The following is a 19,539-nucleotide window of genomic DNA, read 5'->3' as shown; positions in this document are numbered from 1 at the left end:
CAAAAGTGCGGCCGAAAACCGTCGGAGTCCGTCGAAGGGCGCGACACGCATCGTGCGCCTCCTGTGCGCCCTATGTCGCGAGAGAACCTTCCTTCGATACGCTGTACTTACATCCGCCACCGCGCATATGACTGCGGTGCTGCCCCGAGGGCCTTCGGGTGTCGTACGTTCTCCAGTACATTCGCAGCGAGCCAGCGAAGAGCGAAGATCTCGCACAGTCACAAGGAGTGTCATCGGACGATGGCCGGTCCAGCGTTCCGCGCCGCCGCCGTACGGGTGCGCGTCCCCGCCAGCAGTGCCAACCTCGGCCCGGGCTTCGACGCCCTGGGCCTGGCCCTGGGGCTCTACGACGACGTAGTCGTCCGGGTGGCCGACTCCGGCCTGAACATCGACATCGCGGGTGAGGGCGCCGACACCCTCCCGCGGGACGAGAGCCACCTGCTCGTACGCTCCATGCGCACCGCCTTCGACCTGCTGGGCGGCCAGCCGCGCGGCCTCGAGGTCGTCTGCGCCAACCGCATCCCGCACGGCCGGGGCCTCGGCTCCTCCTCCGCCGCCATCTGCGCCGGCATCGTCGCCGCCCGCGCCGTGACCATAGGCGGAGAGACCAGGCTCGACGACGCGGCGCTGCTGGAGCTCGCCACCGAGATCGAGGGCCACCCCGACAACGTCGCCGCCTGTCTGCTCGGCGGCTTCACCCTGGCCTGGATGGACGGGGGCAGTGCCAAGGCGATCCGGATGGAGCCCGCCGATTCCATCGTTCCGGTGGTCTTCGTCCCCTCCAAGCCGGTCCTGACGGAGACCGCGCGCGGCCTGCTGCCGCGCACCGTTCCGCACGTGGACGCGGCCGTGAACGCGGGTCGCGCGGGACTGCTCGTGGAGGCCCTGACCAGGCGCCCCGAGCTGCTCCTGCCGGCCACCGAAGACCGGCTCCACCAGGAGTACCGGTCCCCGGCGATGCCGGAGAGCGTGGCACTTGTGAACCGACTGCGGGCGGACGGCATCCCCGCGGTCATCTCCGGCGCGGGCCCCACGGTCCTCGCGCTGGTCGACAACGGTGCGGCCGACAAGGTCGCGCAGCTCGCGGGCGAAGGGTGGGCGGCGAACCGGCTCGCCCTCGACGCCGCGGGCGCGAGCGTACTCCCGCTGGGAACCCAGGGCGGCTGAGCCAGGCCGGTCAGGGGCGGGCGGCCAGGGCAGGCCGCCCGCGCGGAAGGGCGCGATTGCCGGTGACTGAGAGGGGGAATGTCTGTTGGATCCGGTAGTGTTAGTCTCAAGTGCGCATCCGAAGCCGCCATGGCTCGGTGCTCAGTGTCCCCATCCGGGACCACCTTTCTTCCGGGAGCCTCCCCGACTGCTTTGATCACTTCCAGCAGTTTCGAGCACGCTCCGGAATCGGCGTGACATTCCCACGCTTCCAGCTCGGGGGCTTCTCGCCGGAACCACCCACGCACGTTTCTCTCCGCCGTATCTCTATCGGCGGACCACCGCCCCGGCCGCGGTCCATGACCCATCAGGTAATGGACTGTTGTCGGACAGCACAACCGGTCGCCGAGCCAGACAGGCCGACGTCCGCTCCAGGGAAGGACCCTTCGTGAGCGACACCACCGATCTGATGGGCGCTGCCGACACCTCTGTCGACACCAGTGCCCCCGCCGCGGGCGCCGCACCCAAGCGTCGCCGCACCGGCACCGGCCTTGACGGCATGGTCCTGGCCGAGCTGCAGCAGGTCGCGTCGGGCCTCGGCATCAGGGGCACCGCGCGGATGCGCAAGAGCCAGCTGATCGAGGTCATCAAGGAGACGCAGGCGGGTGGCGCCGGAGCGCCCAAGGCCGCCTCCGCCGCAGGCGCCGCCGCCACCGCCACCGCCGAGGCCAAGCCGAAGCGCCGCGCCACCAGCAAGGCCCGCACGGGCGAGGCCGCCGCCGAGGCGCCCGCCGAGAAGCCTGCCGCGCAGGCCCAGATCGACATCCCGGGCCAGCCGGCCAGCGAGGACGCCCCGGTCGGCGAGCGCCGCCGGCGTCGGGCCACTGCCCCGTCCGGCAGCCCGGAGGCCTCGGCCCCCGCCGCCGTGCAGGTCGAGGAGAAGACCGAGACCGTCAAGGCCGAGGCCGCCACGGCGACCGCCACCGCGCCGCAGACGGACGTGAAGGCCGAGGCCGCCACCGCCGTCTCCGCCCCCGCGCAGGACGGCGAGGGCCGCGGCCGTCGCGACCGCCGTGACCGCGGTGCCGAGCGCGGCGAGCGCGCCGAGCGCGGCGACCGCCAGCGTGACCGTCGCGACCGCGGCGCCAAGGCCGACGAGCAGGGCCAGGGCGGCCAGGGTCAGGGCGCGCCGCAGGGCGGCCAGGGCGGCGGCCGTCAGGACCGCGCCGAGCGCGGCGACCGTCAGCCGCAGGGCGGCCGCGGCCAGGGTCAGAGCCAGGGCCAGCAGGGCCGTCAGGACCGCCAGGACCGCCAGGACCGCCAGGGTCCCCAGGACAACGGTCCGCAGGACGACTTCGACGACGAGGGCGGCCGTCGCGGCCGTCGCGGCCGTTACCGCGACCGCCGTGGCCGTCGTGGCCGCGACGAGTTCGCCCCGAACGAGCCGCAGGTCGCCGACGACGACGTGCTGATCCCCGTCGCGGGCATCCTCGACATCCTCGACAACTACGCGTTCATCCGGACCTCGGGCTACCTGCCCGGCCCCAACGACGTGTACGTCTCCCTCGCCCAGGTCCGCAAGGCGGGTCTGCGCAAGGGCGACCACACCACCGGTGCCGTGCGCCAGCCCAAGGACGGCGAGCGCCGCGAGAAGTTCAACGCCCTTGTGCGACTGGACTCGGTGAACGGCATGGCGCCCGAATCCGGGCGCGGACGGCCGGAGTTCCAGAAGCTGACCCCGCTCTACCCGCAGGACCGGCTCCGCCTGGAGACCGACCCGGGTGTGCTGACCGGCCGGATCGTCGACCTGGTCGCACCGATCGGAAAGGGTCAGCGTGGTCTGATCGTCTCGCCGCCGAAGGCCGGCAAGACGATGATCATGCAGGCGATCGCCAACGCGATCACCACCAACAACCCCGAGTGCCACCTGATGGTCGTCCTGGTCGACGAGCGTCCGGAAGAGGTCACCGACATGCAGCGGTCGGTCAAGGGCGAGGTCATCTCCTCGACCTTCGACCGTCCGGCCGAGGACCACACCACCGTCGCCGAGCTGGCCATCGAGCGCGCCAAGCGTCTCGTCGAGCTGGGTCACGACGTGGTCGTCCTGCTGGACTCCATCACCCGCCTGGGCCGCGCGTACAACCTCGCGGCGCCCGCCTCCGGCCGCATCCTGTCCGGTGGTGTCGACTCGACCGCGCTGTACCCGCCGAAGCGCTTCTTCGGTGCCGCGCGCAACATCGAGGACGGCGGCTCGCTGACCATCCTGGCCACCGCGCTGGTCGACACCGGCTCGCGCATGGACGAGGTGATCTTCGAGGAGTTCAAGGGCACCGGCAACATGGAGCTCAAGCTCGACCGGAAGCTCGCCGACAAGCGCATCTTCCCGGCCGTCGACGTCGACGCGTCGGGCACGCGCAAGGAGGAGATCCTCCTCAACAGCGAGGAGCTCTCCATCACCTGGAAGCTGCGCCGAGTGCTGCACGCGCTCGACTCGCAGCAGGCGATCGAGCTGCTCCTCGACAAGATGAAGCAGACGAAGTCGAACGCCGAGTTCCTGATGCAGATCGCGAAGACGACTCCGTCGGGCAAGAACGACGACTGAGTCACCGGCGTCACCACACAGCCGCCCCCGCCGCACCCGCGGCGGGGGCGGCTGTGCTTTTGCCGCCGCTGTGCTCTTGCGCACACCCCGTCCCGCGGTGAACCCTCTCCCGCTCCGCGGCGTCCCCGGCCAAAACCGCAGGCTGGAGGCGGTGTCACGTGATGATCACCCGCGCGGATGGTCATGTACGCGCCGATCGGGGGGCTCCCGGCGCCGTGGAACCCTGGGGGGCGCTCGGCCGTCTGTGTCAGAGGACGCACGGTGGATGGCGGCCGCAGACGACCGGGGCACGGACCTAAGGACCGAGGAGAGCATGAGCGACGACAGCAAGGGCAGCGGCGGGCGCGCCGCGGGCCGGCGCCGACGGAAACCGCCGAAGCGCCGCAGGGCTCTCGTCATCGCCGCGTGGACCGCCGCAGGCGTGGTCCTGCTCGGCGGGGCGGGGCTCGGCTACTTCTACTTCAAGCTCAACGGCAACCTGAAGACCGTCGACATCGACCAGGCGCTCGGCACCGACCGACCGCAGAACGTCGACAACGGCTCGATGGACATCCTGGTCCTGGGATCCGACTCCCGCGGCGGCGCCAACGGCGAGTACGGCCCGGACGACGGCGGCTCCGCCCGCTCCGACACCGCGATGATCGTCCACCTCTACGAGGGCCACCAGAAGGCCAGCGTCATATCGATCCCGCGCGACACCATGACCGCCCGCCCCTCCTGCGCCACGGCCAAGGGGAAGACCGACCCCGGCGGGACGCGCAAGCAGTTCAACGAGGCGTACACGATCGGCGGGGCGGCCTGCGCGGTCAAGACCGTCGAGAAGATGTCGGGGATCCGTATGGACCACTACATCGAGGTCGACTTCACGGGCTTCAAGAAGATCATCGACACCCTCGGCGGGGTGGAGGTGACCACCAGCAAGCCGATCAAGGACGATTACAGCCACCTGGACCTCCCGGCCGGCCCCAACAAGCTGAACGGCGAGCAGGCCCTCGGGCTGGTCCGTACCCGCCACGGCGTCGGCGACGGCGGCGACCTCGGCCGAATACAGCTCCAGCAGGCCTTCATCAAGGCGCTGATCAAGCAGGTCAAGAGCATCGGCCTGTTCGACAACCCCAAGCGGCTGCTCGACCTCGCCGACACCGGCACCAAGACGATCACCACCGACAAGGCGCTCGGCGATGTGAAGTCCCTCATGGGCTTCGCCCAGAGCCTCCAGGGCATCGACGCCCAGAACATGCACATGATCACGCTGCCGGTGACGGCGGACGCGCTCGACTCCGACCGCGTGGCCCCGCTGACCAAGCAGTCCAAGCTGGTCTGGGACGCCCTGCTGGCCGACCAGCCCGTTCCCGCCGAGGCCACCGAGAACTCGATGGGCGACAAGGGCACCGCCGGCAAGGTCGTCCAGTAGAGAGCCTTCCGATCCGGTGCGGAATAGATGCCGGCCCCTCTCCGTTGAGGGAGGCGTCCTCAGAATTTTGACAGGCAGCCCGGTCCTGGCAGACTGGTCTGTCGGCCCCGGTTCACGCAGCGCGCAATTCGGCTCCTGCGACCCGGCGCCCTCCCGAATCTAGGAGACACCTTGAAGAGCGAGATCCACCCCCAGTACGTCGAGACCCAGGTCAGCTGCACCTGTGGCGCGTCGTTCACCACCCGTAGCACCCTGACCGAAGGCACCATCCGTGCCGAGGTCTGCTCCGAGTGCCACCCGTTCTACACGGGCAAGCAGAAGATCCTCGACACCGGTGGCCGTGTGGCGCGCTTCGAGGCTCGCTTCGGCAAGGGTGCGGCCAAGAAGTAGCGCGACCCAGGCGCCGGTCACCGGCCGCCCCCTGTCCACTCGGGGGCGGCCGGACCGGCGCCTTTGTCGTCGGCTAGCCCCGTCACCCCCTGCAGTCCTTCGCACTTTTACCCCAGGAGTACCCCGATGTTCGAGGCGGTCGAGGAACTGGTCGGCGAGCACGCCGATCTTGAGAAGAAGCTCGCCGACCCTTCGGTCCACTCCGATCAGGCCAACGCGCGCAAGCTGAACAAGCGCTACGCGGAGCTGACCCCGATCATCGCGACCTTCCGGGCGTGGAAGCAGTCGGCCGAGGACATCGAGACGGCCAAGGAGTTCGCGGCCGACGACCCGGACTTCATCGCCGAGGTCAAGGAGCTGACGCAGCAGCGCGAGGAGCTCACCGAGAAGCTCCGCCTGCTGCTGGTCCCGCGCGACCCCAGCGACGACAAGGACGTGCTCCTGGAGGTCAAGGCGGGCGCGGGCGGTGACGAGTCGGCCCTGTTCGCCGGCGACCTGCTGCGCATGTACCTGCGCTACGCCGAGCGCGTGGGCTGGAAGACCGAGATCATCGACGCCACCGAGTCCGAGCTCGGCGGCTACAAGGACGTGCAGGTCTCCGTCCGCACCAAGGGCGGCAACGGCGCGACCGAGCCCGGCCAGGGCGTGTGGGCCCGCCTGAAGTACGAGGGCGGCGTGCACCGCGTCCAGCGGGTTCCGGCCACCGAGTCCCAGGGCCGCATCCACACCTCCGCCGCCGGCGTGCTCGTCACCCCGGAGGCCGAGGAGGTCGAGGTCGAGGTCAACATGAACGACCTCCGCATCGACGTGTACCGCTCGTCGGGCCCCGGCGGCCAGTCCGTCAACACCACCGACTCGGCCGTGCGCATCACGCACCTGCCGACCGGCGTGGTCGCCTCCTGCCAGAACGAGAAGAGCCAGCTCCAGAACAAGGAGCAGGCCATGCGCATCCTCCGCTCGCGCCTGCTGGCCGCCGCCCAGGAGGCCGCCGAGCAGGAGGCCTCCGACGTGCGCCGCAGCCAGGTGCGCAGCGTGGACCGCTCGGAGAAGATCCGCACGTACAACTACCCGGAAAACCGGATCTCGGACCACCGGACCGGATTCAAGGCGTACAACTTGGACCAGGTGCTCGACGGCGATCTCGACGCGGTCATCCAGGCCTGCGTCGACACCGACTCCGCGGCCAAGCTCGCGGCCGCGCACTGACCCTGAACCCTGCTTCACCCCCCGTACGACAGCAGCCCGGAGGACCAGCGTGAACTTGCTGCTTGCCGAGGTGGCCCAGGCCACCCAGCGGCTGGCCGCCGCCGGCGTGCCCTCACCGCGCTTCGACGCGGAGGAGCTCGCGGCCTTCGTGCACGGCGTCAAGCGGGGGGAACTGCACCACGTCAAGGACGCGGACTTCGACGCCCGCTACTGGGAGGCCGTCGCCCGCCGCGAGGCGCGCGAGCCGCTCCAGCACATCACCGGCCGCGCCTTCTTCCGCTACCTGGAGCTCCAGGTCGGGCCCGGGGTCTTCGTCCCGCGGCCCGAGACCGAGTCGGTCGTGGACTGGGCCATACACGCCGTCCGGGCGATGGACGTGGTCGAGCCGCTGATCGTCGACCTGTGCACCGGCTCCGGCGCGATCGCGCTGGCCATGGCGCAGGAGGTGCCGCGCTCGCGCGTGCACGCGGTCGAGCTGTCCGAGGAAGCCCTGCGCTGGACCCGCAAGAACGCCGAGGGCTCCCGGGTCACCGTCCACCAGGGGGACGCGCTGAGCGCCCTGCCGGAGCTCGACGGGCAGGTCGACCTGGTCATCTCCAACCCGCCGTACATCCCGCTCACCGAGTGGGAGTACGTGGCCCCCGAGGCCCGGGACCACGATCCGGAGATGGCCCTCTTCTCCGGCGAGGACGGTCTCGACACCATCCGCGGCATCGAGCGCACCGCCCACCGGCTGCTGCGGCCCGGCGGCATCGTCGTCATCGAGCACGCCGACACCCAGGGCGGCCAGGTCCCGTGGATCTTCGCCGAGGAGCGGGGCTGGGCCGACGCCGCCGACCACCCCGACCTGAACAACCGCCCGCGCTTCGCGACCGCCCGCAAGGCACTGCCGTGATCCGCGCCAGTTCACCCAGTGACACAGTCACCCCCCTGATGCACGAGGAGTCCCGCTGATGGCCCGGCGATACGACTGCAACGACGCGACGGACCGCAAGACGGGTCTGCGCGAAGCCGCATCCGCCGTGCGCCGCGGCGAGCTCGTCGTGCTGCCCACCGACACCCTGTACGGGATCGGCGCGGACGCCTTCAGCCCGGAGGCCGTCCACGACCTGCTCGCCGCCAAGGGACGGGGCCGCAGCATGCCCACCCCGGTGCTCATCGGCTCCCCGAACACCCTGCACGGCCTGGTCACCGACTTCTCCGAGCAGGCGTGGGAGCTTGTCGACGCCTTCTGGCCGGGCGCGCTGACGCTCGTCGCCAAGCACCAGCCCTCGCTGGCCTGGGACCTCGGCGACACCCAGGGGACCGTGGCCGTACGAATGCCCCTGCACCCCGTCGCGATCGAGCTGCTGACCGAGGTCGGCCCGATGGCGGTGTCCTCGGCCAACCTGTCCGGGCACCCGGCGCCCGAGGACTGCGACGCGGCGCGCGAGATGCTCGGGGACTCCGTGTCCGTGTACCTCGACGGCGGTCCGACGCCCGGCATCCAGCCGTCGTCGATCGTCGACGTCACCGGGAAGGTTCCCGTCCTGCTGCGCGAAGGGGCGCTCACCGCGGAGCAGCTGCGGGAGGTCGTACCCGACCTCGAGGTCGCCCCGTGAGCCCTGACGGGCGTGGCATAGCTGGGGGAACCGCTTTCCGCATACTCCACGTCAGCACCGGCAACGTGTGCCGCTCACCCATCACCGAGCGGCTGACGCGGCACGCCCTGGCCCACCGCCTCGGGGGCCTGGTCAGCGCGGACCTCATCGTGGAGAGCGCCGGCACCTGGGGCCACGAGGGCGCGCCGATGGAGGCGAACGCGGCTGCCGTGCTGGCGGACTTCGGAGCCGACGCCTCCGGTTTCACCGGGCGGGAGCTGCTCGACGAGCACGTCATCCGGGCCGACCTGGTGCTGACCGCGACCCGCGACCACCGGGCGCAGGTCATCTCGATGGGTCATTCGGCGGGGCTGCGGACCTTCACGCTGAAGGAGTTCACCCGGCTGGTCCGGGCGATAGATCCGGCCACCCTGCCGCCCCTGGACGACGGCATGGCGGAGCGCGCACGCGCCCTGGTACGGGCCGCGGCGGCGCTGCGCGGCTGGCTGCTGGCCCCGTCGCCGGACGCGGACGAGGTGTACGACCCGTACGGGGCGCCGATCACCTTCTTCCGGTCGATCGGCGACGAGATCAACCAGGCGCTGGACCCCGTCGTGACCGCGCTGACGGGCGTGACCGCTTCCCGCTGACCTGCGGAGCCGTTGCCCGGGGCTCCGCCCCGGACCCTCTCCTGGACTCCGTCCGGGGGGCGCCCTGGCGCCGAGCGGTGCGAGGAGGGCGTCGGGGATATGGTGGCTGGTACCCGGTACCCCATGGAGTCGCGCCATGAGTGTCATCACCCAGCCCACGGACGTCCTGCGACAGCAGGACCCGCAGATGGCAGACGTGCTCGCGGGGGAGCGGCAGCGGCAGGCGAGCACCCTCCAGCTGATCGCCGCCGAGAACTTCACCTCCCCCGCCGTGCTCGCCGCGCTCGGCTCCTCGCTCTCCAACAAGTACGCCGAGGGATACCCCGGCGCCCGGTACCACGGCGGCTGCGAGTACGTGGACGTGGCCGAGCAGCTGGCAGTGGAACGGGCGAAGACACTGTTCGGCGCCGAGCACGCCAACGTCCAGCCGCACTCCGGTTCCTCCGCGGTCCTGGCCGCCTACGCCGCGCTGCTGCGGCCCGGGGACACGGTGCTGGCGATGGGGCTCCCGTACGGCGGCCACCTCACGCACGGCTCGCCCGCCAACTTCTCCGGCCGGTGGTTCGACTTCGTCGGCTACGGCGTGGACGCGGAGACCGGGCTCATCGACTACGAGCAGGTGCAGCAGCTCGCCCGCTCGCACCAGCCGAAGGCGATCGTCTGCGGCTCCATCTCCTACCCCCGCCACCCCGAGTACTCGGCCTTCCGGGAGATCGCCGACGAGGTCGGGGCCTATCTGATCGCCGACGCCGCCCATCCCATCGGGCTGGTGGCCGGCGGGGCCGCGCCCAGCCCCGTCCCGTACGCCGACATCGTCTGCGCGACCACGCACAAGGTCCTGCGGGGTCCGCGCGGCGGCATGCTGCTGTGCGGCGCCGAATTCGCCGAGCGGATCGACCGGGCGGTGTTCCCCTTCACCCAGGGCGGCGCCCAGATGCACACCATCGCCGCAAAGGCCGTGGCCTTCGGGGAGGCCGCGGCTCCCGCCTTCGCCACGTACGCCCACCGGGTCGTCGCCAACGCCCGGGCGCTGGCAGAGGCGTTGGAGGACCACGGCTTCACCGTGACCACCGGCGGGACCGACACGCACCTGATCACCGCCGACCCGGCGCCGCTGGGCATCGACGGCCCGACCGCCCGCGGCCGGCTGGCCGCCGCCGGGATCGTGCTCGACACCTGCGCCCTCCCGTACGGGGACCAGCGCGGCGTCCGCCTGGGCACCGCCGCCGTGACCACCCAGGGGATGGGGGAGACGGAGATGCTCCGGATCGCGGCATTGTTTGCGGCCGCGCTGCACGGGGAAGCCGCGAGGACCCGTACGGAGGTCAAGGAGCTGACGATGGGATTTCCCCCTTACGGGGAGTAAGCAGGACAAGCGGGGCGTACTGCAACCGGTATACCGCCCCCTCGCGTCCTTGGTGGAGGGGACATCACAGCTAATGTGTGGGGCTGAGATGGCCGGCGATACATCTGGGGCAGCCCGTGCGTGAATATCTGCTGACACTTTGTGTCACGGTCGCGGTGACCTACCTGCTGACCGGGCCCGTGCGGAAGTTCGCGATCGCGGCCGGGGCCATGCCGGAGATCCGCGCCCGCGACGTGCACCGCGAGCCCACGCCACGCCTGGGCGGCATCGCCATGTTCGGCGGTCTGTGCGCGGGGCTGCTGGTCGCGGACAACCTGCGCAACCTCAACGGCGTCTTCGAGCTCTCGAACGAACCGCGCGCGCTGCTGTCCGGCGCCGCCCTGATCTGGCTGGTCGGCGTACTCGACGACAAGTTCGAGCTCGACGCCCTGATCAAGCTCGGCGCGCAGATGATCTCCGCCGGTGTGATGGTCATGCAGGGGCTGACCATCCTGTGGATCCCCGTCCCGGGGATCGGCACGGTCCCGCTCACCCAGTGGCAGGGCAACCTGCTCACCGTCGCACTCGTCGTGATCACCATCAACGCCGTGAACTTCGTCGACGGACTGGACGGCCTCGCCGCCGGCATGGTCTGCATTGCCGCCACCGCGCTGTTCCTCTACGCGTACCGGCTGTGGTTCGGCTACGGCATCGAACAGGCCGCGCCCGCGACCCTCTTCGCCGCGATCCTGATGGGCATGTGCCTCGGCTTCCTGCCGCACAACATGCACCCCGCCCGGATCTTCATGGGCGACTCCGGCTCGATGCTCATCGGCCTGGTGCTGGCCGCCTCCGCCATCTCCCTCAGCGGCCAGGTGGACCCGGACGCGCTGGCCCTGTTCGCGGGCGGTGAGCGCAACGCGACGCACGCGATGTTCCCGGTCTTCATCCCCCTGATCTTGCCGCTGACGATCATCGCGATCCCGATGGCGGACCTGGTCCTGGCGATCGTCCGGCGCACCTGGAAGGGCCAGTCGCCCTTCGCGGCCGACCGCGGGCACCTGCACCACCGGCTGCTGGAGCTCGGGCATTCGCACAGCCGCGCGGTGCTGATCATGTACTTCTGGTCAGGGCTGATCGCCTTCGGCACGGTGGCGTATTCGGTGAATTCCGCCTCGATGTGGATCGTGCTGGCGATCGCCGCGCTCAGCGCCGTGGGCCTGATCCTGTTGCTCCTGCCGCGCTTCACCCCGCGCGCCCCGCGCTGGGCGGAGGGCCTCGTGCCGCCGCGCTACCGGCACACCACCCGGGCCGCCGAGGCCGCGGCCGAAGCGGCCGCCCGGGACGCCTCGGGCACCGAGCCGGAGCCCGCCAGGCCGATCGCCGTGGGGGTGTCCGGCGTCAACGGGGCGACCGCCATCGGCCCCCGTTCGCGCTTCCCCGACCGGCGTAAGGCTGAATCCACCCGCTGACAGTCCATGGGCATGTCGGATATGGGTGTCCAATACCAGACAAGAGGCTCGCCTGTCGCGCACACACGCGCAGGGTCCCTCTCATGTGTGACAGTCAGCACACTTCGCAGGTAAAGCTCTCATCAAATAGTTTGTGATACCGTTCACTAAACCCGGCGACAGAGCCGAAGGACCGTAGTGCGACGGTCCATTGGCCCGAGGATCACACTCGGACCGGGCTTACGCTCGTCCCGTACGAGTCCCGTGCCCCCACCACCACGCGGAGCAACCCGCCATGCGGTCTGATGACGTCCGATCCCTCCTGCAAGCCGCCGTACCCACCGCTGCCGCCGGCGCTCTCGCCGCTGTGATCAGCGCTCTGGTCGTCGGCGGTAAAGGTGCGGTCGGTGCCATCGTCGCGACGCTGGTCGTGATTTTGTTCATGGGCATCGGATTCGTGGTTCTGCAGCGCACGGCGAAATCACTTCCGCATCTCTTCCAGGCCATGGGGCTCATGCTCTACGCGGCCCAGATTCTGCTGCTCTTCGTCTTTCTCGCCGCGTTCAAGAACACCACTCTGTTCCACCCCAAGGCCTTCGCGATCACGCTTGTCGCCACCACCCTCGTGTGGATCGGCGCACAGACCCGTGCTCATATGAAGGCCAAGATCCTCTACGTCGAACCGGACTCGATGAAGGGCGACAAGCCCGAAAATCCGGGGCCGAAGTCGTGAGGGGTAGGGCCGGGATAAGTGGGCGTTCGAGATCCTGCTATCGTCCGGTGCCAACTGCGGCACTGCGGGCGCGGGCATCTGAGCTGACGCCTGTTCCATCGCGAGGCTCGATGCCTGATTGCCGCCCCACCATCCGAAACACCTGTCCAGTGCCGAACCGCGGCTGCGCGCCGCGCCGACACAACGAGGTTGCCGTACCTATGCGCCACGCTGAAGGAGCCCTGCGGTGAGTGCTGCTGACATGACGCTCGCCTTCGAGATCAACTGTCATTTCGAAGACGGCACTGGCTGCGGCTTCCCGGGCCCGACCCTGTACTCGTTCCTGTTCAAGCCGATCTTCGGTGACGACAGCGGCCTGTACTTCAACAAGACGATGCTGCTGGCCCTGCTGGGCTCGATCATCATCGTCGGCTTCTTCTGGGCCGCGTTCCGGAAGCCGAAGGTCGTCCCGGGCAAGCTCCAGATGATCGCCGAGGCCGGCTACGACTTCGTTCGCCGCGGCATCGTCTACGAGACGCTGGGCAAGAAGGAAGGCGAGAAGTACGTCCCCTTCATGGTCGCGACGTTCTTCTTCGTCTGGATGATGAACCTCTGGTCGATCATCCCGATCGCCCAGTTCCCGGTGACCGCCGTCATCGCGTACCCGGCCGGGCTCGCCCTCGTCATCTACGTCATGTGGATGTCGGTGACCTTCAAGCGCCACGGCTTCGTCGGCGGCCTGAAGAACGTCACGGGCTACGACAAGTCCCTCGGCGGGATCCTGCCGCTGGTCATGGTGATCGAGTTCTTCTCGAACGTCCTGGTCCGCCCCTTCACCCACGCGGTCCGACTGTTCGCGAACATGTTCGCCGGTCACACCCTGCTGCTGCTGTTCACCATCGCCAGCTGGTACCTGCTGAACGGGATCGGCATCGCCTACGCGGGCGTCTCGTTCATCATGGTCATCGTCATGACCGCGTTCGAGCTGTTCATCCAGGCTGTTCAGGCGTACGTCTTCGTGCTCCTGGCCTGCAGCTTCCTGCAGGGCGCGGTCGCCGAGCACCACTGAGCGCCGCCCGCTCCTGCAAACCCCCGAATCGTCCGGTGGCCAACCCCCACCGGTCCATGAAAGAGAAGGAAGAACTGGCATGTCCCAGATCCTCGCTGCCGCCGAAGGCGTCACCGGTTCCCTCAGCTCCGTCGGTTACGGCCTCGCGGCGATCGGCCCGGGCGTCGGCGTCGGCATCATCTTCGGTAACGGCACGCAGGCTCTCGCCCGTCAGCCCGAGGCTGCCGGTCTGATCCGCGCCAACCAGATCCTCGGCTTCGCCTTCTGTGAGGCGCTCGCCCTCATCGGTCTGGTCATGCCGTTCGTCTACTAAGACGAACTCCACGACTAGTCCGAATCGACGAAAGGCACTGATGTGAACCTCCTGGTTCTCGCGGCCGAGGAGCCGGGTAACCCCCTCGTCCCGCCGATCCCCGAGCTCGTCATCGGTCTGTTGGCCTTCGTCATCGTCTTCGGCTTCCTCGCGAAGAAGCTCCTCCCGAACATCAACAAGGTTCTGGACGAGCGTCACGCGGCGATCGAAGGCGGTATCGAAAAGGCAGAAGCCGCTCAGACCGAGGCTCAGAGCGTCCTGGAGCAGTACAAGGCCCAGCTCGCCGAAGCCCGGCACGAGGCCGCGCGCCTGCGCCAGGAAGCGCTGGAGCAGGGCACTGCGCTCAAGGAAGAACTGCGCGCAGAGGGCCAGCGGCAGCGTGAGGAGATCATCGCTGCCGGCCACGCCCAGATCGCGGCCGACCGTAAGGCCGCCTCTCAGGCGCTGCGTCAGGACGTTGGCAAGCTCGCCACCGACCTGGCCGGAAAGCTCGTCGGCGAGTCCCTCGAGGACGCCGCCCGACAGAGCCGCACGATCGACCGTTTCCTCAGCGAGCTCGAGGAGAAGGCCGAGGCGGCCCGATGAACGGAGCGAGCCGCGAGGCGCTGGCCTCCGCGCGCGAGCGTCTCGACGCGCTGACGGACAACACGTCCGTCGACGCGGCGAAGCTCGCCGGTGAGCTGGCTGCCGTCACCGCGCTGCTCGACCGTGAGGTCTCGCTGCGTCGGGTCATCACGGACCCGGCGCAGTCCGGCGAGGCCAAGGCCGAGCTCGTCGCTCGGCTGCTCGGCGGTCAGGTCGGCGGGGAAACCCTCGACCTGGTGTCCGGCATGGCCCGGTCCCGCTGGTCGCAGTCCCGTGACCTGGTGGACTCGCTGGAGGAGCTGGCGGCCACCGCCGACCTCACGGCGGCCCAGCAGACGGGCGCTCTCGACAACGTCGAGGACGAGATCTTCCGCTTCGGCCGGATCGTCTCCTCGAGCACCGAGCTGCGTTCCGCGCTGACCGACCGCGCGGCCACCGGCTCCGCCAAGAGCGAGCTGCTGCGCAGCCTGCTCGGCGGCAAGGTGAACGCCGTCACCGAGCGCCTGGTGATCCGTCTTGTCACGCACCCGCGTGGACGTAGCCTGGAAGCGGGACTCGAGTCCCTTTCCAAGCTCGCCGCCGAGCGCCGTGACCGCATGGTCGCCACCGTGACCAGCGCGGTTCCGCTCAGCGACGTGCAGAAGCAGCGTCTCGGCGCGGTGCTGGCCAAGCTGTACGGCCGCCAGATGCACCTGAACCTCGACGTGGACCCCGAGGTCCTCGGCGGGATCTCGGTGCGAGTCGGCGACGAGGTCATCGACGGCACCATCGCGGACCGCCTCGCAGAGGCGTCCCGCCGCATGGCCGGCTGACCAGCCACCAATAGAACAACGCATTCCTAGCGGCCCGGTTGGGCCGTGCAGAACTTGCAGAAGATTCCTGGGGGTCGCCCCCAGACCCCTAAGAAGCTTCAGGCCCAACAAGGAGAGCAGGGAACCCAGATGGCGGAGCTCACGATCCGGCCGGAGGAGATCCGGGACGCACTGGAGAACTTTGTCCAGTCGTACCAGCCGGACGCGGCCTCGCGCGAGGAGGTCGGAACGGTCAGCGTTGCCGGCGACGGCATCGCGAAGGTGGAGGGCCTGCCCTCCGCCATGGCGAACGAGCTGCTGAAGTTCGAGGACGGCACCCTCGGTCTCGCCCTCAACCTCGAGGAGCGCGAGATCGGTGCGGTCGTCCTCGGCGAGTTCAGCGGTATCGAGGAGGGCCAGCCGGTGCAGCGCACCGGTGAGGTGCTCTCCGTAGGCGTCGGCGAGGGTTACCTCGGCCGCGTTGTCGACCCGCTCGGCAACCCGATCGACGGTCTCGGCGAGATCGCGACCGAGGGCCGCCGCGCCCTCGAGCTGCAGGCCCCCGGCGTCATGGTCCGCAAGTCGGTCCACGAGCCGATGCAGACCGGCTACAAGGCCATCGACGCGATGGTGCCGGTCGGCCGCGGCCAGCGTCAGCTGATCATCGGCGACCGTCAGACGGGTAAGACCGCTCTGGCCGTCGACACGATCATCAACCAGCGCGACAACTGGCGCTCCGGCGACGTGAACAAGCAGGTTCGCTGCATCTACGTCGCCATCGGCCAGAAGGGCTCGACCATCGCGTCCGTTCGCGGCGCCCTGGAAGACGCCGGCGCGCTCGAGTACACGACGATCGTCGCCGCCCCGGCGTCCGACCCGGCCGGCTTCAAGTACCTGGCGCCGTACACCGGTTCCGCCATCGGCCAGCACTGGATGTACGCCGGCAAGCACGTCCTGATCATCTTCGACGACCTGTCGAAGCAGGCCGACGCCTACCGCGCCGTGTCGCTGCTGCTGCGCCGCCCGCCGGGCCGCGAGGCCTACCCGGGCGACGTCTTCTACCTGCACTCCCGTCTGCTGGAGCGCTGCGCGAAGCTCTCCGACGACATGGGTGCCGGTTCGATGACCGGTCTGCCGATCGTCGAGACCAAGGCGAACGACGTGTCGGCGTTCATCCCGACCAACGTCATCTCCATCACCGACGGCCAGTGCTTCCTGGAGTCCGACCTGTTCAACGCGGGCCAGCGCCCGGCGCTGAACGTCGGTATCTCGGTCTCCCGCGTCGGTGGCTCGGCCCAGCACAAGGCCATGAAGCAGGTTTCCGGCCGTCTGCGCCTGGACCTCGCCCAGTACCGCGAGCTGGAGGCGTTCGCCGCCTTCGGTTCCGACCTGGACGCCGCTTCGAAGGCTTCGCTGGAGCGCGGCAAGCGTCTGGTCGAGCTGCTGAAGCAGGGCCAGTACCAGCCGATGCCCGTCGAGGAGCAGGTCGTCTCCGTCTGGGCCGGCACCACCGGCAAGATGGACGACGTTCCGGTCAACGACATCCGTCGCTTCGAGTCGGAGCTGCTGGAGCACCTGCGCCGCGAGCGCAAGGACCTCCTCACCTCCATCGCCGACGGCGGCAAGATGTCGGACGACACCCTGACGTCGATCGCGGACGCCATCGCCGGCTTCAAGCGCCAGTTCGAGACCTCGGACGGCAAGCTCCTGGGCGAGGACGCACCGGCCGTCAACGTCTCCAAGTGACGACGGAAGGGACCTGACTCATGGGAGCGCAGCTCCGGGTCTACAAGCGTCGCATCCGTGCCATCACGGCGACCAAGAAGATCACCAAGGCGATGGAGATGATCGCCGCCTCGCGCATCGTCAAGGCGCAGCGCAAGGTGGCGGCGTCGATGCCGTACGCGACCGAGCTCACCCGTGCGGTGACCGCGGTGGCGACCGGTTCGAACACCAAGCACGCCCTGACGACCGAGGTCGAGCAGCCGACCCGTGCCGCGATCCTGCTCATCACGAGCGACCGCGGTCTGGCCGGCGGCTACTCCTCGAACGCCATCAAGCAGGCGGAGCGGCTCACCGAGCGGCTGCGCGCTGAGGGCAAGGAGGTCGACACGTACATCGTCGGCCGCAAGGGTGTCGCCTACTTCGGGTTCCGCGAGCGCAAGGTCGCGGATTCGTGGACGGGCTTCACCGACAGCCCGGCCTACGCCGACGCCAAGCGCGTCGCCGGACCGCTGATCGAGGCCATCCAGCTGGACACGGCCGAGGGCGGCGTCGACGAACTGCACGTCGTCTACACGGAATTCGTGTCGATGATGACGCAGAACGCGGTCGACGGCCGGATGCTGCCGCTCAGCCTCGACAAGGCAGAGGAGGAGACCGGCGCGAAGGGCGAGATCCTTCCGCTGTTCGACTTCGAGCCGTCGGCGGAGGACGTCCTCGACGCCCTTCTGCCGCGCTACGTCGAGAGCCGTATCTACAACGCACTGCTGCAGTCGGCCGCTTCCGAGCACGCCGCCCGCCGCCGCGCGATGAAGTCGGCGACCGACAACGCCGGGGATCTCATCAAGAGCCTCTCCCGGCTTGCCAACGCGGCCCGCCAGGCCGAAATCACCCAGGAAATCAGCGAGATCGTCGGTGGCGCGAGCGCCATGGCTGACGCGACCGCGGGGAGTGACAAGTAATGACGACCACTGTTGAGACGGCCGCCGCCACGGGCCGCGTCGCCCGGGTCATCGGCCCGGTCGTCGACGTGGAGTTCCCCGTCGACGCCATGCCCGAGATCTACAACGCCCTCAAGGTCCAGGTCGCAGACCCGGCCGAGGACGGCAAGCTCAAGACCCTGACCCTCGAGGTCGCGCAGCACCTGGGTGACGGCCTCGTCCGTACCATCTCGATGCAGCCGACCGACGGTCTGGTCCGCCAGGCCCCGGTGACCGACACGGGCGAGGGCATCACCGTCCCCGTCGGTGACTTCACCAAGGGCAAGGTGTTCAACACCCTCGGTGAGGTGCTGAACTACCCGGAGGAGAACGCCAACGTCACCGAGCGCTGGCCGATCCACCGCAAGGCGCCTCGCTTCGACGAGCTCGAGTCGAAGACCGAGATGTTCGAGACCGGCGTCAAGGTCATCGACCTTCTCACCCCGTACGTCAAGGGTGGAAAGATCGGTCTGTTCGGTGGTGCCGGTGTCGGCAAGACCGTTCTGATCCAGGAAATGATCTACCGCGTCGCCAACAACCACGACGGTGTGTCGGTCTTCGCGGGCGTCGGTGAGCGTACCCGTGAGGGCAACGACCTCATCGAGGAAATGGCCGACTCGGGCGTCATCGACAAGACGGCGCTTGTCTTCGGCCAGATGGACGAGCCCCCGGGCACCCGTCTGCGCGTCGCGCTTGCCGGTCTGACCATGGCGGAGTACTTCCGCGATGTGCAGAAGCAGGACGTGCTCTTCTTCATCGACAACATCTTCCGTTACACCCAGGCCGGTTCGGAGGTGTCGACCCTTCTGGGCCGCATGCCGTCCGCCGTGGGTTACCAGCCGAACCTGGCTGACGAGATGGGTCTGCTGCAGGAGCGCATCACCTCGACCCGTGGTCACTCGATCACCTCGATGCAGGCGATCTACGTCCCCGCGGACGACCTGACCGACCCGGCGCCGGCGACCACCTTCGCCCACCTCGACGCGACGACGGTTCTTTCCCGTCCGATCTCCGAGAAGGGCATCTACCCGGCCGTGGACCCGCTGGACTCGACGTCCCGCATCCTCGACCCGCGGTACATCGCGGCGGACCACTACGCCACGGCGATGCGCGTCAAGGGGATCCTCCAGAAGTACAAGGACCTCCAGGACATCATCGCGATCCTCGGTATCGACGAGCTGGGCGAGGAGGACAAGCTCGTTGTCCACCGTGCCCGTCGTGTCGAGCGCTTCCTGTCGCAGAACACCCACGTGGCGAAGCAGTTCACCGGTGTGGACGGTTCGGACGTTCCGCTCGAAGAGTCGATCACCGCGTTCAACGCGATCTGCGACGGTGACTACGACCACTTCCCCGAGCAGGCGTTCTTCCTGTGCGGTGGCATCGAGGACCTGAAGGCCAACGCCAAGGAGCTGGGCGTCTCCTGATCCGGCGCGCTCCGCGAGGAGCGCATCCGGTTCGCAGGCCACCAGCGAACGCTGACAGTGTCTGCAGACGGAGAGGGGCGGGTATGTCCCGTCCCTCTCCCCACGCCCATTAGAATTTGACCCAACACCCGGCCGACCCGCCGGGTGGTGACCCGAGGA

Annotated in this window: 18 protein-coding genes; all 18 read left to right on the top strand. The window is 69.1% G+C overall.

The window, feature by feature from the left end; all coding sequences use genetic code 11:
* The first annotated feature begins 240 nt into the window (after positions 1–240).
* Positions 241–1,167: a homoserine kinase gene (gene thrB / locus OHA89_RS13040; RefSeq protein ID WP_215146875.1), complete on the top strand. Its 927-nt coding sequence runs from the start codon at positions 241–243 to the stop codon at positions 1,165–1,167.
* 427 nt (positions 1,168–1,594) lie between these two features.
* Positions 1,595–3,748, top strand: a complete 2,154-nt coding sequence (gene rho, locus OHA89_RS13035) for a transcription termination factor Rho (protein ID WP_406366221.1) — start codon at positions 1,595–1,597, stop codon at positions 3,746–3,748.
* 313 nt (positions 3,749–4,061) lie between these two features.
* Positions 4,062–5,162 (top strand): LCP family protein, encoded by a 1,101-nt coding sequence (locus OHA89_RS13030; RefSeq protein WP_215148849.1) that lies wholly within the window; start codon positions 4,062–4,064, stop codon positions 5,160–5,162.
* Between the two features lie 171 nt (positions 5,163–5,333).
* A complete protein-coding gene (gene rpmE, locus OHA89_RS13025) occupies positions 5,334–5,552 on the top strand; it encodes a 50S ribosomal protein L31 (protein WP_215148851.1) in 219 nt (72 codons plus the stop codon).
* Positions 5,553–5,678: 126 nt separating this feature from the next.
* Positions 5,679–6,758, top strand: coding sequence for a peptide chain release factor 1 (gene prfA / locus OHA89_RS13020; RefSeq protein WP_257554173.1), 1,080 nt, complete (start codon positions 5,679–5,681; stop codon positions 6,756–6,758).
* 49 nt (positions 6,759–6,807) lie between these two features.
* Entirely contained in the window at positions 6,808–7,653 is an 846-nt protein-coding gene (prmC, locus tag OHA89_RS13015; RefSeq protein WP_054224694.1) for a peptide chain release factor N(5)-glutamine methyltransferase, read from the top strand.
* A gap of 58 nt (positions 7,654–7,711) precedes the next feature.
* Positions 7,712–8,359 (top strand): L-threonylcarbamoyladenylate synthase, encoded by a 648-nt coding sequence (locus OHA89_RS13010; RefSeq protein WP_257554170.1) that lies wholly within the window; start codon positions 7,712–7,714, stop codon positions 8,357–8,359.
* On the top strand, positions 8,356–8,988 hold the full coding sequence (locus OHA89_RS13005) for a protein-tyrosine-phosphatase (RefSeq protein WP_215148857.1): 633 nt from the start codon (positions 8,356–8,358) through the stop codon (positions 8,986–8,988). The genes OHA89_RS13010 and OHA89_RS13005 overlap by 4 nt, the downstream gene beginning before the upstream one ends.
* Before the next feature lie 136 nt (positions 8,989–9,124).
* Positions 9,125–10,354, top strand: a complete 1,230-nt coding sequence (gene glyA / locus OHA89_RS13000; protein WP_266614943.1) for a serine hydroxymethyltransferase — start codon at positions 9,125–9,127, stop codon at positions 10,352–10,354.
* A gap of 116 nt (positions 10,355–10,470) precedes the next feature.
* On the top strand, positions 10,471–11,805 hold the full coding sequence (locus OHA89_RS12995) for an MraY family glycosyltransferase (RefSeq protein WP_215148861.1): 1,335 nt from the start codon (positions 10,471–10,473) through the stop codon (positions 11,803–11,805).
* Positions 11,806–12,079: 274 nt separating this feature from the next.
* Positions 12,080–12,517 carry a hypothetical protein gene (locus OHA89_RS12990; protein WP_215148863.1) on the top strand — a complete coding sequence of 146 codons (438 nt, stop codon included), beginning with the start codon at positions 12,080–12,082 and terminating at the stop codon, positions 12,515–12,517.
* 241 nt (positions 12,518–12,758) lie between these two features.
* A complete protein-coding gene (gene atpB / locus OHA89_RS12985; RefSeq protein WP_257559327.1) occupies positions 12,759–13,565 on the top strand; it encodes a F0F1 ATP synthase subunit A in 807 nt (268 codons plus the stop codon).
* A 79-nt stretch (positions 13,566–13,644) separates the two neighbouring features.
* The gene (atpE, locus tag OHA89_RS12980) at positions 13,645–13,878 is read left to right on the top strand and encodes an ATP synthase F0 subunit C (protein WP_030857147.1); all 234 of its coding nucleotides are present in this window, start codon (positions 13,645–13,647) and stop codon (positions 13,876–13,878) included.
* A 42-nt stretch (positions 13,879–13,920) separates the two neighbouring features.
* Positions 13,921–14,463, top strand: a complete 543-nt coding sequence (locus OHA89_RS12975) for a F0F1 ATP synthase subunit B (RefSeq protein ID WP_215148865.1) — start codon at positions 13,921–13,923, stop codon at positions 14,461–14,463.
* A complete protein-coding gene (locus tag OHA89_RS12970; protein WP_257554166.1) occupies positions 14,460–15,275 on the top strand; it encodes a F0F1 ATP synthase subunit delta in 816 nt (271 codons plus the stop codon). Before OHA89_RS12975 ends, OHA89_RS12970 begins: the two co-directional genes overlap by 4 nt.
* A 129-nt stretch (positions 15,276–15,404) precedes the next feature.
* Positions 15,405–17,000, top strand: a complete 1,596-nt coding sequence (gene atpA / locus OHA89_RS12965; protein WP_215148869.1) for a F0F1 ATP synthase subunit alpha — start codon at positions 15,405–15,407, stop codon at positions 16,998–17,000.
* Positions 17,001–17,020: 20 nt separating this feature from the next.
* Positions 17,021–17,938 carry a F0F1 ATP synthase subunit gamma gene (locus OHA89_RS12960; protein ID WP_266614941.1) on the top strand — a complete coding sequence of 306 codons (918 nt, stop codon included), beginning with the start codon at positions 17,021–17,023 and terminating at the stop codon, positions 17,936–17,938.
* The gene (atpD, locus tag OHA89_RS12955; protein WP_030708152.1) at positions 17,938–19,380 is read left to right on the top strand and encodes a F0F1 ATP synthase subunit beta; all 1,443 of its coding nucleotides are present in this window, start codon (positions 17,938–17,940) and stop codon (positions 19,378–19,380) included. Before OHA89_RS12960 ends, atpD begins: the two co-directional genes overlap by 1 nt.
* The last annotated feature ends 159 nt before the right edge of the window (positions 19,381–19,539 follow it).

It is taken from the genome of Streptomyces sp. NBC_01546 (genome assembly GCF_045208355.1).
Taxonomy (GTDB): domain Bacteria; phylum Actinomycetota; class Actinomycetes; order Streptomycetales; family Streptomycetaceae; genus Streptomyces.
The sequence above is the reverse complement of the archived record's forward strand: the minus strand, read 5'-3'. Positions and strand labels throughout refer to the sequence as shown.

Excerpts from the sequence above, each read along its gene's own strand:
- atpB (WP_257559327.1), top strand. The coding sequence starts at position 12,759 with ATGACGCTCGCCTTCGAGATCAACTGTCATTTCGAAGACGGCACTGGC.
- atpD (WP_030708152.1), top strand. The coding sequence starts at position 17,938 with ATGACGACCACTGTTGAGACGGCCGCCGCCACGGGCCGCGTCGCCCGG.
- atpE (WP_030857147.1), top strand. The coding sequence starts at position 13,645 with ATGTCCCAGATCCTCGCTGCCGCCGAAGGCGTCACCGGTTCCCTCAGC.
- prfA (WP_257554173.1), top strand. The coding sequence starts at position 5,679 with ATGTTCGAGGCGGTCGAGGAACTGGTCGGCGAGCACGCCGATCTTGAG.
- OHA89_RS12960 (WP_266614941.1), top strand. The coding sequence starts at position 17,021 with ATGGGAGCGCAGCTCCGGGTCTACAAGCGTCGCATCCGTGCCATCACG.
- OHA89_RS12990 (WP_215148863.1), top strand. The coding sequence starts at position 12,080 with ATGCGGTCTGATGACGTCCGATCCCTCCTGCAAGCCGCCGTACCCACC.
- OHA89_RS13010 (WP_257554170.1), top strand. The coding sequence starts at position 7,712 with ATGGCCCGGCGATACGACTGCAACGACGCGACGGACCGCAAGACGGGT.
- glyA (WP_266614943.1), top strand. The coding sequence starts at position 9,125 with ATGAGTGTCATCACCCAGCCCACGGACGTCCTGCGACAGCAGGACCCG.
- OHA89_RS13030 (WP_215148849.1), top strand. The coding sequence starts at position 4,062 with ATGAGCGACGACAGCAAGGGCAGCGGCGGGCGCGCCGCGGGCCGGCGC.
- thrB (WP_215146875.1), top strand. The coding sequence starts at position 241 with ATGGCCGGTCCAGCGTTCCGCGCCGCCGCCGTACGGGTGCGCGTCCCC.
- atpA (WP_215148869.1), top strand. The coding sequence starts at position 15,405 with ATGGCGGAGCTCACGATCCGGCCGGAGGAGATCCGGGACGCACTGGAG.
- OHA89_RS12970 (WP_257554166.1), top strand. The coding sequence starts at position 14,460 with ATGAACGGAGCGAGCCGCGAGGCGCTGGCCTCCGCGCGCGAGCGTCTC.